This window comes from Sulfuriferula sp., assembly GCF_054605375.1.
Genome location: NZ_JBTSEG010000022.1, coordinates 1 through 14739 on the forward strand (window position 1 = coordinate 1; position 14739 = coordinate 14739).

Sequence of the window (14739 nt, forward strand, 5' to 3'; positions counted from 1 at the left end):
CTTGACCATGCGGACTACTTCCAATTTAAAACCGGCATCAAATTGCCTGCGTTGCTTGCCCATCCAGGTTTCCTCCATAGGTGAATGATCCACCTATCGGAGTGTCTGTGTAAATTAGACCACTACACAAACCGCAAGCTGCTGCGGAGCTCGAACAGTGCTCGCCTGAACCTCCCGCCCGACCGGCTCAGACGAAGCGGCGCAGAAGGGGAATTTCAAAGAACGTGGAGTCACGCGCGTTGCGCGTGTTTGTTTTTGTCTTGGCCTGTCCGGGCAAAGCCCGGACAGGGTGTTCTGCCATGAGGGTCAGACACCATAGTTCTTCTTTACTTGGGTCTCTTCACGCCCTTTGATGCCTGACGACGCTGACCCGAGACCTCGATCTGTGCCCAGTTCACGCTTCGTCCAGCAACTCTATCCAGTGCCGAACCGGCGTGGCGGTTCCGGATTGCAAATGCGTCAGGCAGCCGATATTGGCGGTGGCAATCACTTCTGGCTGGCGTGCCTGCAAATGGCCGAGTTTACGCTCGCGTAACTGATTGGAAATTTCCGGCTGCAAAATCGAGTAGGTGCCGGCCGAGCCGCAGCACAGGTTGGATTCGCTGACTGATATCACCTCAAACCCGGCCACGGTGAGCAGTGCTTCCACCACGCCGGTGATTTTCTGGCCGTGCTGCAGTGTGCAGGGCGCGTGGAAGGCGACGCGCGCGCGCGGCTTGGGAATTGGCACAAACTGGTTCTTGAGTGCCTCTGCTTCAGCCAGCACGACTTCGCTGAGGTCGCGCGTCAGGGCCGAAACCCGCGCTGCCTTGGCCGCATAGGCCGGGTCGTGTTGCAGGTAATGGCCATATTCCTTGACGGTGACGCCGCAGCCGGAGGCGGTCATCACGATGGCTTCTGCGCCCGCTTCGAGATGCGGCCACCACGCGTCGATGTTGCGGCGCATGTAGTCCAGCCCTTCGTCCTGGGCGTTGAGGTGGTAGCTGACCGCGCCGCAGCAGCCGGCTTTGTCCGCCACAACCAGCGAAATGCCGATTTTATCCAGCAGCCGTGCCGCCGCCGCGTTGATGTTGGGTGCCAGCGCGGGCTGTACGCAGCCTTCCAGAACCAGCATGTGGCGCGCATGGCGTGCTTGCGGACGAGATGAAGAATTCTGTTTCTCGGGTAGTTTTGATCTCAGGCTGGCTGGCAGGAAAGGTCGTGCCGCGTGTCCCAACGCGAGCAGGCTGGAAAACAGGGTTGGGCGCGGCAGAACCTGACGCAGCGCGTAGCGTTGCATCGCAGCCAGCGGGCTGCGCGGAACCTGTTTTTCGATCAGGCCGCGACCGATATCCAGCAGTTTCGAGTATTCCACCCCGGACGGGCAGGTGGTTTCGCAATTGCGGCAGGTGAGACAGCGATCCAGGTGCAGCTGGGTTTTTTCTGATACCTCGCCGCTTTCCAGATATTGCTTCATCAGGTAAATGCGCCCGCGCGGCGAGTCCAGTTCGTCGCCGAGGATTTGATAGGTGGGGCAGGTGGCCAGGCAAAAACCGCAATGCACGCAGCTGCGCAGGATGCGTTCGGCTTCTATCCCTTCGGGCGTATCGCGGATGAAATCGGCAAGCTGGGTTTGCATGGTCAGAACTCCGCGTAGAGCCGCCCGCGATTGAATATGCCGTGCGGGTCGAATTGTTGTTTCAGGCGCTGGTGCAGCGCCAGCATGGCTGTGGGCAGCGGGTGGAATACGCCGGCGGATTTGTCCGCGCCGCGAAACAGCGTGGCATGACCGCCTGCCTCGGCCGCAGCGCTACGGATTTGCAGGGACGGGGCGTCGGACTTGAGCCAGCGCTGCGCCCCGCCCCAGGTGACGGCCTGTTTGCCCGGTAATGTGATCGATGGGGTCATGGCTGGCACAGACAGGCGCCACAAAGGCGTATCGCCGCCAAACAGCGCGGCGGTCTGTTCGCGCGCCGCCAGCCAGAAGGCGGCACCGTGCGGGTTCACTTCACCGCCCAGCTTCGCTTGCGCAGCATGAATGCCCGGTGCGCTCCCTTCCAGCCGCAGCATCATCACGCCGCCGACCCAGGCGGCGGCGGAAATGGGCAGCGGCAGGCCGGCGAGCTGATTCATGCGGAGGATGGCATTGTCCTCATCGAGTTCGAATTGCAGCGTGACTTCATGAGCGGGGCGTGGCAATACCTTGAGCGAGGCTTGCAGCATCACGCCCAGCGTACCCAGTGCGCCCGCCATCAGGCGCGATACATCGTAACCGGCGACGTTCTTGATGACTTTGCCGCCGAAGTTGAGCACGTCGCCGCGGCCATCCAGCAGCTGCACGCCGAGCAGCGCGTCGCGGGCGCTGCCTGCAAAAGTACGGCGTGGGCCGGAGAAGCCACAGGCCAGCGTGCCGCCCAGCGTGGCCCGTTCACCATAATGCGGCGGCTCGAATGACAGCATTTGCCCGTGGGCGGCGAGCAGGGTTTCGATTTCCGTCAGCGGCGTGCCTGCTTTTGCAGTCAGCACCAGCTCCACCGGCTCGTATTCGACAATGCCGCTGTGGCAGGAAAGGTCGAGCAGTTCACCGGAGGGCGCATTGCCGTACCAGTCCTTGCTGCCGCCGCCGCGGATTTGCAACGGCGTCTTGTCGGCGATGGCGGCGTGTACCTGATCAATGATTGCTTGCATGGGTTCCTGTCAGAATCGCGGTAATTCAGGATGCGGCAGTTGCCCGCCATGCACGTGCATGGCACCCAGTTCAGCGCAGCGGTGCAAGCTGGGAACAGCCTTGCCGGGGTTCAGTAAACCGTGCGGGTCAAACGCTGCCTTGACGGCGTGGAAAGCCTGTAATTCCAGCGGCCGGAACTGCACGCACATCTGGTCGATTTTTTCCACGCCGACGCCGTGCTCGCCGGTGATGGTACCGCCCTGGGCGACGCATAATTCGAGGATCTTTGCGCCGAAGGCTTCGGTTTTTTTCAGTTCGCCGGGGGTGTTGGCATCGTAGAGGATGAGCGGGTGCAGGTTGCCGTCGCCGGCGTGAAACACATTGGCGACGCGCAGCCCGTATTGTACGGATAGATCGGCAATGCCGCGCAGCACGGCCGGTAAAGCGCGGCGCGGGATGGTGCCGTCCATGCAGTAGTAGTCCGGCGACATGCGCCCCACGGCGGGGAAGGCGTTTTTGCGCCCGGCCCAGAATTTGAGGCGTTCGGCCTCGTTATTGGCGGTGCGGATTTCGGTCGCGCCGCTGGTGGCGAGGATGTCGTGTACGCGCAGCACGTCGTCGGATACTTCCTCGTTGGTGCCGTCCACTTCCACCAGCAGAATGGCGGCGGCATCGAGCGGGTAACCGGCGTGAACGAAAGCTTCCGCCGCCTCGATCGCGGGCTTGTCCATCATCTCCAGGCCGGCCGGCAGGATGCCACCGGCAATGATGGCGTTTACCGCGGCACCCGCCGTCTCGATCCGGTCAAAAGCCGCCAGCACCACTTGCGCGCGTTCCGGCTTGGCCAGCAGTTTGACGGTGATTTCGGTGATGACGGCGAGCATGCCTTCCGAGCCGTGCATCAGCGCCAGCAGATCGTAGCCGGGGCTGTCCAGCGCTTCGCCGCCGATTTCCAGTATCTCGCCGTCCATGGTGACGGCTCGCACACGCATGACGTTGTTTACCGTGAGGCCGTATTTCAGGCAATGCACGCCGCCGGAGTTTTCCGCCACGTTGCCGCCGATGGAACAGGCAATCTGCGAGGATGGGTCCGGCGCATAGTAGAGACCGTACGGGGCGGCGGCTTCGGAGATGGCGAGATTGCGCACGCCGGGCAGCACGCGCGCAGTACGCGCCAGCGGGTCCAGATGCAGGATTTTGTTGAATTTGGCCAGCACCAACAGTACCGCATCTTCGCGCGGCAGCGCGCCACCAGACAGGCCAGTGCCTGCGCCGCGCGCGATGACAGGCACCCCGGCCGCGTGGCAGAGCCGCAAAATGGCGATGACCTGGTCTTCAGTATCGGGTAGCACTACGACGCCGGGCTGACATTGATACGCGGTCAGGCCATCCGATGAATAGGGCATCATGTCCTCACGCACGGACAGCACCGCAGAAGCAGGAAGCAAGGCTTGCAAATCTCGAATAATGGAAGCAGCAATCATGGTTACGTGAAAACGCTATCGGTCAGATGAAGTCAGGAGAAAAATAATCGTAAAACGTATGTTCATCCCTGTACCCCGGTAAGTTGAATCACGCTTTCAAGCGGATTCGCGAGAAAAGCTTGATTCTACTGTCCCTGATTATTCGTTGCCATGTGGTTTTGGCGTGCTCAGGCGCTGCCAGGCTTGCGTGAGTGCATTGGCATCACCCACGTTGCCCGGAAAAATCACCACCGGTATCTCGGGAAACAGATGGTCGGCAGGCGTTAATACCACGCTGCATCCGGCCAGTATCTGCCCCACCAGACGTGCAGTAGGCAGCGCCAACCCCTTGCTCAGCATGTCGTTGGAGGTGATCCCGCCCTTGCTGATGATGTAGCCGATGGTGGTGGGCAGGCCATGCACCACATCCATCAGGAAACCGGAGACGTGTTCGCCGAACGCCAGGCGCGTTGCCTGGTCGGGAAACTGGCGCTCAATGCGGCTGGTGAAGACCACCGGCGTCATGCCGCGCTGGTGGGCGTGGGTTACTTGCGCCAGCACTTCCTGGAGCAATACCGGGCTCTGTTCCGGCATCCGGCTGACATCCACTTCCACGGCAACGACGCCTTTTTGTTGCAGCAACATGGCAAGTTGCTCGGTGGTTTTCTTGACATGCGACCCGACCACGATCACGCCGGGGCGACCGTTTTTGACATAGCGTTGCATGTCCTCGGCAGGCACTGGTTGCGGCGGCAGCTTGGCCAGCGCGGTCAATAAACTGGCGGCGCTGCGAAACAGGAAGCGCTTGCCCTGGCTGGCGGCCTGTTCGAGGTCGTCGGCAAAGCGGTTGAGGTCGGTCTGGTTTTCCGCATCCACCACGCAGCAAGCGTTATTCTGCAAGGCCATCAACCGGTCCAGCGTACCGGCGCGAATGTCGTCCAGGGTGAAGCGCACCACTTCGTCGGCTTTGATCCTGCCCTGGGTTTTTTCTTCGACATAGTCAGGCAGATAGCTGTGGCTGTAACCGAACACGGAATCGCGAGCGAACTCGGTTTCGTGTACCGGTACGGCTTTTCCATCCACCTTGAGGTAATGCACGCTGTCCACGGTGAAACGTCCGCCTTCGAAAAAAGCCGGGATCAGGAAGTGGGCGTCGAACGGTCCCAACTGCTCGGCCATGACGTCGGTTTCCACCGGGTAATGACCGCGCAGGGTCGAGTCGGAGCGGCTGACAAACAACGCCGGCTGATCAAAATCCGTCATCGCCAGCTTCAGATTGTGGCATGCCTCGCGCGTTATCTGCGAGGCTTCCGTTGCGCCCATGCCGCGCGTATTGGTGAGCACGAACATCAGTGGCGAAGCATCGGCCAGACCCTGCTTGAGTGTGGCCACGTCCCAGCGGGTGAGCAGCAGACAGCCGTGTACGGTCTGTGAGCCGGTGGGGTCGTCGTCCAGAACAATGATTTTTGGTTGCATCTTGTTAAGACCGGGTTAAATCATGAAAACACGGCGTGACCAGACTGGCGGAGACACGAGAAATACAAACACGCTCGCGTCTCCTGTGGCCGTTTATTTGCCGAGCAAGGCCTGCGCACGCTGTTCCAGCGCCTTGGCGTTCATGCCGTTGAGGTCGAACAGCTGACCTGCGGTCGCGGTGGTTTCGCCGCGCTGCCAGCAGAAGGTTTCACGACGCGCTGCGCGCGTTCTCAGCAGTACCGGTTCCAGCATTGCCGAGGGGCCGCCGCTGACGGCGATCAGCGCATCGCCGTGGAACAGCGCATCGAAATCCGCATCGTTCATGAACTTGCCGTCGGGCTGCGATACGGTGTTCCATGCAACGTCGGTTGGACGATACAGGCGGCGCGGGTTGACCACCGAGACGATGCGCACGCCAACGCCTTGTTTGGCCAGCGCTTCGGCTGCTTCGAATACCGGCAGCAGCACCATGTCGCCAGTGACTGCGAACACGACTTTTCCGTTGCCATTCTGATCCATCAAAGTGATCGCGCCTTCCTCGATTGCGGTACGGCTTTGCGCCAGTGTGGTGCGTACCGGCAGCGGCGTTTTCGAGGCGGTGATCACGATGCCTTTATTGTGGGTTTTCAGCGCCCATTCGTAAGCCGCCTGAATCGAGTTGGCGTCAGTCGGGAACAGCGGGAACACATTGCCGTTGCGCATCATGGCGGCGAAGTAGGCCTCGACCTCCGGGCGCTGATGGGTCCAGCCATTGCGTCCCTGCTCCAGTGCGCCGGCGGTGAACAGCGTCACCGTGCTGGGGGTTTTGCGGCGCAGTTCGGCCATCGCCTGGATCACGGTCTGCCAGATCGGCAGGCCGTTGATGACGAAGGACTCATACGAGCACCACAGCGATCTGCCGCCGAACAGCGACACGGCAGCGGCCAGACCGGCACAGGCATCCTCGTTGAGCGGCTCGTAAACCTGGCCGTTCGGGCCCTGGAAGTACAGTTCGTCCACCGTCGGGTGGCGGATGGTCAAGGCCTTGTTGATGTTGGCCATGGCCGAGGCTTCGTTGCCGTCGGCATTGGTGACGATGAAGCGCGGATCGCGCTTGCCCACTGCGCCGACTACTTCACCAAACGCGGTGGTCGGTATTTTGTTTTCCTTGCCGGGTTCGAATTCGGTCAGCGGCAGTTCGCCGAGGTCGGGCAGATCCAGCTCGAATTCCGTCACCACGGTTTTCACGGCCGGGCCGCCGCCGGCATGGCGGAAATTCTCGCGTACCAGTTCCCACGCTGCGGTGGATAGTGCGCGGCGTTGCAGTCCGGACACGACGTCTGCGCTCTCCAGGGTGTGATGGGCGTAGAGGTTGTGCGACTTGGAACCGGTGGCATGCACGCCGGTGCCTTTCAGTTGCTTGAGAATCAGCACCGACAGTTCCCCGTTGAGCGCATGTTGTGCGGCGGCATCGCTGGCTTTCAGCACTGCACCGGCAAATGCCACGCGTTTTTCCCACGAGAACAGCGAGCTGTCGACATAGGCGCCGTCCTGGTTCTGGTCGTCGAATTCCTTGGCGTCCACCAGATACACATGCTTGAAGCCGTGCGCCTTCCAGTAGGCCGTCATGCGTGCATTGTCCCAGGTCGAAACCATGCTGTGATGTTCCTGGGAGTAGCCGTTCCACACCAGGATAGGCAGGAAGTTGGTGGCCTTGGGGTAGGCGGTATTGAAGTGCACCATCGCACTCATGATGTACGGCTCGCCCAGACCGCCGTCGCCGATGGTGACCGGGAACAGTTTGCCGGGGTGGAGCAGGGCGCCGGCCATGGCGAAGTGCTGGCCCTGGCCCAATGGGCCGGCGGGCGCCAGCAGGCCGGGAATGGCGCCGGACAGGTGACCGAGCAAGCCATGGCTTTCACGGAAGCGGTCGCGCATCTGCTGCACCGTGGTAATGCCCATTTGTTCCAGCGAGGTGTCGAGGAACATGGCGCTATAGAAACCGGGCGCGTGGTGGCCGACTTCGGTCACGATGTTGGTATGGCCCAGCATCACCATGGATGCATAGGCTTCCGCGCTGCTGGCGAAGCCGCCGGGATGCCCGGAGGACTTGGCGCCGGTGACCTGCAGCGTGAGATAACGCAGGCCGTCAGCCACCAGCAATGTCTGGTAGGCGGCCTTGGTGTCGCTGGCATCCTTGACGCAAGAGACTTTGTCCGACAGGCACGGCGCGTCGCCCATTTGTGCAAAATCCGGCATGGATTCCGCGAAATATTGAATGCCCTCGCAAAACGCCGGGATGGTTTGGGGTTCGACCAATTGCTTTTCCGTGCTCATTTTCGTCTCCAGAAAAATTCAGAAAACTGCTATCACAGCAAAATCCGCTTGCTGTATTAAATTTCGTATTGTGAAATCACAATTCGCTCTATGAGAAATACTAACAAAGCCACTACTTAATTGCAATTAATTCAAGGCAGTTGGTCAGGCGACGCGGTTTTGCGGCGAGCCGCGGGAAAAAGCGTCGATATTGTCGGTCAGCTGGTCGGCCAGCGTCTGCATGGCCTCGCGGCTCGACCAGGCAATATGCGGCGTCAGGATGAAATTGGGTAAATCCAGATCCAGCAATGGATTACCCGGGCGCGGTGGTTCGGTGTCCAGCACGTCGAATCCCGCGCCGCCGATTCGGCCGCTTTGGAGTGCTGCGAGCAGCGCCGATTCATCCACCAGGCCGCCGCGAGCGGTGTTGATGAGCAGCGCGCCTGACTTCATCAGGCCGAATTCCCGGGTGCCGATCAAATTGCGCGTATCCGGATTGAGCGGCAAATGCAGGGAGAGGGCGTCGCTATCGCGCAGCGTGTGCTCGAAGTTCGTATAGCCTGACCGTACCGATGTTGCCCCTTTGTGTTCGGCGATCAGCACTTTCATGCCGAAGGCCGAGGCGAGACGGCCGACTGCCTGCCCGATTGCACCGTGGCCGATCAATCCCAGTGTGCTGCCATGCAGGTCGCGTACCGGATGGGTAAACAGGCAGAACTGGCCAGCGCGTTGCCATGCGCCGTCGCGCAGGTCGTTGCGGAACGCGAGCAAATTGCGGCGTAGCGCGAGCATCAGCATGAACACGTGTTCCGGCACGGTGTGCACCGAATAGTTGCGGATGTTGGATACGACGATGTTGCGCTCGCGACAACAGGCAATGTCCACGTTATCCGTCCCGGTGGCCGCAATGGCAATCATTTTCAGGCCGGGAAGTTGTTCCAGCGTTTCACGACGCAGCGCAACCTTGTTGGTGATCACGATGCTGGCGTCGCCTAGTCGTGCCAGCACCTGATCAGGATTGGTCGCCGGATAGTCTTCCCAGGCATGGGGAAAAGCCGGACGGCGGATGTCGGCGATGATGCTTGCGGAATCCAGAAAGACGATTTTTTCCATCGGGATTAGTCCTCGCTGCCAATGCCGGACATGCGCTCCAGCACCTTGACCACTGCGGCAGAATCCAGCTCCGCGTCGCCGCTGCCCATCAGGGCATTGAGATGCTGCGTAACCAGGGCGGCGGCGGGCAGCGCCACACCCAGTTGATGGGCGGTTTCCATGACGATGCGCATGTCCTTCTGATGCAGACCAACCTTGAAGCCGGGCTTGAAATCGTTGTCCAGGATACGCTGACCGTGCACTTCCATGATTTTGCTGCCGGCAAAGCCGCCCATCAGCGCTTCGCGCACCTTGGCCGGATCGGCGCCGTTGCGGCGCGCAAAGGTCAGGGCTTCGGCCACGGCCTCGATGGTCACCGCTACCACGATCTGGTTGCAGGCCTTGGCGACTTGACCGGCGCCGTTGCCGCCGACGTGGACAATGTTTTTTCCCATGCATTCGAACAGCGGTTTGACACGTTCGAATACCTCCGGCTTGCCCCCTACCATGATCGACAAGGTGGCGTTGATCGCACCGGTTTCGCCGCCGGAAACCGGCGCATCCAGCATGTCGATACCCTGCGTGGCCAGACGCGCAGCGAATGTTTTGGTAGCAGTCGGCGAGATGGTGCTCATGTCCACCACCACCGAGCCCGGTCGTGCGCCATGAATCACGCCGTGTTCACCGAACAGCACCGCTTCCACGTCAGACGTGTCTGACACGATTGTGAAAATAATGTCGGATTGGGTGGCGACTTCAGCTGGAGAGGCGCATCTGATGGCCCCGGCGTCCGTCAGCCTCTGCAAGGCCGCCGGGCGGCGTGCAAAAGCGTGTAGTGCATGGCCGCTCTTGATGAGATTAAGGGCCATGGGGCAGCCCATGATGCCAGGGCCAATGAAACCGACAGTGATAGACATGCTGACTCCTCGAGCAATCGTTCAAATAACCCGGTTCTAAAAAAGCTTTTAGAACCGGTGGATCAGCCATAGGCTGAATGGCAGCGTGAACCAGAATAGCAGTGTGCTCCACCCGACCAGCAGCGCACCGGCCTCGGTATCCAGGTGAAAGCGGTCGGTCAGGATCAATATAGTCAACATGGTGGGCATGCTGGTTTCAATGACAGCCGCAAATTGTGGTTCGTTTGCCGGTGCAAACAATAATCTTGCGACGACCCATGCCATCAGCGGCATCAGCAGCAGCTTCACGGCGGCAGTTGTCAGGATCACGCCGTTTGGCCGCAGCCTGCGCCAGGGAATGGACAGGCCGAGCACGAACATCATGATCGGAATGGTCGCCTCGCCGATCATCCGGGCAGCGTGAACCAGCGGTTCGTAGGCCAGGCCGGTGACATGCAGCGTGGCGCCGATAATGAATGCCCAGATCGGCGGCATGCCCAGCATCACGCGCCAGATGGGCTGGCGGGCGACGGCTGCTTCCGGCGGGCCGAGCCGGGTACAAATCCACACGCCCAGGCTCCATACCAGCGGTACAGTCATCAGCATGTCGTGGAATGCCGGATAGCGGGCCGCCTGCGGACCGTATAGAAACGTCAGGACCGGCATGCCGATGAAGAAAGTGTTGCCGAACATGCCGCCTACCACCAGCGCGGCACGCGTGCCATTGTGCAAGCCGCGCCCTATTGGCGAGTGATAAAGCAGCCCATACAGGACGACCGCAGTCAGTAACGAGCCAATGCCGCCCAATAGCGGCACCATCAGCAGGCCGGGTGTAATCGGCGTGGTGGCGGCAATGGAAAACAGGATCGCCGGAAAGAACAGATTGAGAACCAGTTGATTCAACTGGATGCGCAAGGTTTTGCTGGGCATCTCCTGAAAATAGGCAGGCCAGATCGCGCCTGCGCCAACCAGAATGGCGATCGGCAGCATGACCTCGATCATCAGTTTTGCCAGATGATTCAGATCCATGTTTTTATAGAGCCCTGATATGGGCAGCCTTGCTAATCAGTGGAGAGCCCGCTGAGCCACGACTGCCTTGCATTCGATCTGGATAAAACTAGCCAAGCGTGGGCATGATCAGGGTCGAGGCACTGCGATCCGACTGTTCCGGCCAGCGGCTGGTGATGGCTTTGGTACGCGTGTAGAAATACACACCTTCCATCCCGTGCATGTGCAGGTCGCCGAATAGCGAGGATTTCCAGCCACCGAACGAAAAGAACGCCATGGGAACAGGAATCGGCACGTTGATGCCGACCATGCCGACTTCGATTTCGTGCTGGAAACGCCGCGCCGCCGCGCCCGAACCGGTGAAAATCGCAGTGCCGTTGGCATAGGGATTGCTGTTGACCAGCTTGATGGCGTCGTCGTAACTGGCCACGCGCAAGATGATCAGTACCGGGCCGAAGATTTCCTCCCGATAAATATCCATTTCGGTGGAAACATGGTCGAACAGGGTCGGTCCGACAAAGAAGCCATTTTCGCATCCGGATACCTGAATGCCACGCCCGTCCGTCACCAGGGTAGCGCCTTGTGCCACGCCGCTATCGATGAGGCCGACAATTTTGTCGCGGTGCTGCGCCGAAATCACCGGGCCCATGTCGACACCTTTGCGGTCGCCAGGTCCGACCACCAGTTTCTCGGCTTTTTCCTTGAGCCTGGCCACCAGCGCGTCAGCGATATCGCCGACGGCCACCACGGTAGAGATCGCCATGCAGCGTTCTCCCGCTGAGCCGTAGGCGGCACCCATGATGGCATTCGCAGTGAAATCCAGTGCGGCATCAGGTAATACCACGGCGTGATTTTTGGCACCGCCCAGGGCCTGCACGCGCTTGCCGTGATGTGCCGCGGTTTCATAAATATATCGGGCGACTGGCGTTGAGCCGACAAAAGAAACGGCACGCACGTCGGCATGACTAAGCAGGGTATCGACCGCCTCCTTGTCGCCGGGTACCACGTTGAACACGCCATCCGGCAATCCCGCTTCCTTGAACAGTTCCGCCATGCGCAGGCTGCATGAAGGCACTTTTTCCGAGGGCTTGAGCACGAAGGTATTGCCGCAGGCGATGGCGAGCGGGAACATCCACATCGGTACCATGGCCGGAAAATTGAATGGCGTAATCCCGGCGCAGACACCGATCGGTTGCAGCATGGAATGGCAATCCACGCCGCGTCCGACATTCTCCGCATGTTCACCCTTGAGCAGATGCGGTGCGCCGACGGCGAATTCCACCACTTCGATGCCGCGCTGCACGGAACCCGCCGCATCTTCCAGCGTTTTGCCATGCTCTTCGCTGGCCAGTTGTGCCAGTTCGGGGCGATGGGTTTCCAGCAGGTCGCGGAATTTATTCAGGATACGGCTGCGACGCAGCGGCGTGGTATCGCGCCAACCAGGAAATGCCGCCTTGGCGGCATTGATTGCATCGGTTACATCATCGTGACTGGCCAGCGGCACCTGGCGGATGATCGCGCCGGTCGCCGGATTGGTCACGCCGGCGGTACGCTGGCTGCGGCTTTCGGTACGCTGGCCATTGATCCACAGAGGCAGTATTGATTTTGACATGATTGATCTCCTGATTACATGGAAGCTGAATGAATCAAATTCATCACGATTGGGTAATGGTGACGTGTTGACAGTGGGTTTCGCGGATAGTCAGTGCGCCGATCAGGCCGACTACGGAAAATGCCAGCATGACACCCAACCCGCCCTGATAGTTGTGCTCCGAATAGACTCTGGCACCGGCCTGCATCCGCCCGTTCCAGCCCTGGTCCATTACCCAGCCCACCAGCGGTTGCAGGATCGCCGCTCCCAGAAACGCCCCGGTATTGATGACGCTGGTTGCCATGCCGGACAGCGCAGGCGGATTGACCTCTTTTGCGCATGCCCATGACAGCGTAAAACCGGCGGCGCTGAACCCCATGACGGCAAACAGCAGGTAGTTTTGGCCGGGCGGCAGATGCCAGTCGAATACGATGGGTAGCCAGCACAACACATACACTGTCAGGCCGCCGATGATCACCGGCAGACGTTTGCCGATCCGATCCGACAGGGTGCCCAGTGCCAACGCCCCCAGCGCGAAACACATCAACAGCAACATGGTGTGATTGGAGGCGGTCGTGCGCTCCATTCCATACACATCATGCAGGTAGAGGATGGCCCACAGCCCGGCAAATGCGAACAGGCTACCGCCAATACCGAAGTTCGGCCAGAAACCGGGCCAGGTGGCGCGGTTCTTCATGACATTGAGCAAGCCGTCATACCAGTGGCCATGATGATGGGGGTGGGCTTCCTTGCCCTCCAGTTCGCGCATGGTAGGCAGGCCCGCCTCGCCCGGATGGCTGCGTACCAGAAACCACACCAGCACCGCCAGCACCAGAGAGAACACGCCGACCGCGACAAAGACATTGCGCCACGAGGTCTGCGAGGCCACCCAGACCAGCGGCGTGGCGGCCAGCACGGAACCCAGGTTGCCAAGCAGCAGCGATATGCCGCCAATGGTGCCGAAATGGCGGTCATGAAACCATACGGCATTGAGTTTCATCAGCGAAATAAACATGGCGGCAACGCCGCAACCGACCAGCAAGCGGCCCAGAGTGGCGAAGGCCAGCGTATCGGACATGCCGAACATCAGTGACCCCACACCGGATATCAGCGCACCGAAGGCGACAACTTTGCGTATGCCGAGCGTATCGGCCATTACGCCAACCGGTATTTGCATGACCGTATGGGCATAAAAATAGGCGGCCGCCAGGCTGCCGAGTGCCGCGCCACTGGTGTGGAAGGATTGCTGCAGGTGATTGGCGATCGCGGCAGGTGCCAGGCGATGGAAGAACGCCAGCATATAACCGACAATTACCAGTGTGTAGCTGGTCCAGCGCAGACGGCGCATGCGGGCGTGGATGAGAGTGGGCATGTTGAATGAGCCGGTTCAAGATCTTTATAACGAAGCAAAGACAAAATTTCAAATCACGGGGATTGCGGCAGCTGTTGAAACAGGACAGCGCGAATTTCTGCACCCTGCACAGGGTTTATCCGCGTCAGCTGCTGTCTCCGTGGTTGTTCCGGCGATAACCCGCGTTAATGAGCCGCGCCCAGGTACGCCGCTCTTACTGCCGGATCATTTTTAAGCTGTTCGGCCGGTCCGTGGCAGAAAATCCGACCGTTTTCCATGACATAGCCATAGTCGGCCACATTCAATGCGGCTGCTGCGAACTGTTCCACCAGCAGCATGGTGATACCGCGGGTTTTCAGCTCGCGGATAATGCGGAATACCTCTTCCACCAGCAGGGGAGCCAGACCCATTGAGGGTTCGTCCAGCAGTAACACCTCGGGATTAAGCATCAGCGCCCGGCCCATGGCCAGCATTTGCTGTTCGCCACCGGAGAGCGTTCCGGCCAGCTGGGTTCGACGTTCCTGAAGACGCGGAAACAGATCGAATATGCGGTCGAGGTCGCCTTGTACATCGCCACGTTCGCGGCCGAAGGTGAGACGTGGAAATGCACCCAGAATCAAATTGTCGGTGACCGACAGCGTGGAAAATACGCGTCGGCCTTCCGGTGAGTGCGCCAGGCCGGTACGGGCGATCCGGTGTGATTCCATGCCGGTGATGTCTTTGCCATTGAGGCGGATTTCTCCGTCAGCCGGCTTGATCATGCCGGACACGGCACGCAGGGTGGTTGTCTTGCCCGCGCCGTTGGAGCCGATCAGGGTGACGACTTTGCCTGGTGGTACGTCAATGGAAATGCCATGCAGCACTTCAACCTTGCCATATGCGGCGTGCAGATTTTTTACCTGTAACATATATTGAACCTC

The 14739-nt window shown here is 60.1% G+C and carries 11 protein-coding genes; all 11 read right to left on the reverse strand.

What is annotated here, in order from left to right:
* Positions 1 to 394 precede the first annotated feature (394 nt).
* Positions 395 to 1618 carry a glycolate oxidase subunit GlcF gene (gene glcF / locus ACYCZJ_RS12150; protein WP_461554492.1) on the reverse strand — a complete coding sequence of 408 codons (1224 nt, stop codon included), beginning with the start codon at positions 1616 to 1618 and terminating at the stop codon, positions 395 to 397.
* A gap of 2 nt (positions 1619 to 1620) precedes the next feature.
* Complete coding sequence (glcE, locus tag ACYCZJ_RS12155) at positions 1621 to 2667, reverse strand: glycolate oxidase subunit GlcE (protein WP_461554493.1); 1047 nt, start codon at positions 2665 to 2667, stop codon at positions 1621 to 1623.
* Between the two features lie 9 nt (positions 2668 to 2676).
* Positions 2677 to 4131 (reverse strand): FAD-linked oxidase C-terminal domain-containing protein, encoded by a 1455-nt coding sequence (locus tag ACYCZJ_RS12160; protein WP_461554494.1) that lies wholly within the window; start codon positions 4129 to 4131, stop codon positions 2677 to 2679.
* A 138-nt stretch (positions 4132 to 4269) separates the two neighbouring features.
* Positions 4270 to 5586, reverse strand: coding sequence for a four-carbon acid sugar kinase family protein (locus ACYCZJ_RS12165; protein WP_461554495.1), 1317 nt, complete (start codon positions 5584 to 5586; stop codon positions 4270 to 4272).
* 93 nt (positions 5587 to 5679) lie between these two features.
* The gene (locus ACYCZJ_RS12170; protein ID WP_461554496.1) at positions 5680 to 7902 is read right to left on the reverse strand and encodes a phosphoketolase family protein; all 2223 of its coding nucleotides are present in this window, start codon (positions 7900 to 7902) and stop codon (positions 5680 to 5682) included.
* Between the two features lie 144 nt (positions 7903 to 8046).
* A complete protein-coding gene (locus ACYCZJ_RS12175) occupies positions 8047 to 8994 on the reverse strand; it encodes a D-2-hydroxyacid dehydrogenase (RefSeq protein ID WP_461554497.1) in 948 nt (315 codons plus the stop codon).
* Positions 8995 to 8999: 5 nt separating this feature from the next.
* The gene (locus ACYCZJ_RS12180; RefSeq protein ID WP_461554525.1) at positions 9000 to 9884 is read right to left on the reverse strand and encodes a 2-hydroxy-3-oxopropionate reductase; all 885 of its coding nucleotides are present in this window, start codon (positions 9882 to 9884) and stop codon (positions 9000 to 9002) included.
* 54 nt (positions 9885 to 9938) lie between these two features.
* Positions 9939 to 10898 carry an AEC family transporter gene (locus ACYCZJ_RS12185; protein ID WP_461554498.1) on the reverse strand — a complete coding sequence of 320 codons (960 nt, stop codon included), beginning with the start codon at positions 10896 to 10898 and terminating at the stop codon, positions 9939 to 9941.
* Positions 10899 to 10986: 88 nt separating this feature from the next.
* Entirely contained in the window at positions 10987 to 12489 is a 1503-nt protein-coding gene (locus ACYCZJ_RS12190; RefSeq protein ID WP_461554499.1) for a CoA-acylating methylmalonate-semialdehyde dehydrogenase, read from the reverse strand.
* 43 nt (positions 12490 to 12532) lie between these two features.
* On the reverse strand, positions 12533 to 13840 hold the full coding sequence (locus ACYCZJ_RS12195) for an MFS transporter (RefSeq protein ID WP_461554500.1): 1308 nt from the start codon (positions 13838 to 13840) through the stop codon (positions 12533 to 12535).
* Between the two features lie 164 nt (positions 13841 to 14004).
* Positions 14005 to 14727: an ABC transporter ATP-binding protein gene (locus ACYCZJ_RS12200; RefSeq protein ID WP_461554501.1), complete on the reverse strand. Its 723-nt coding sequence runs from the start codon at positions 14725 to 14727 to the stop codon at positions 14005 to 14007.
* Positions 14728 to 14739: the final 12 nt, after the last annotated feature.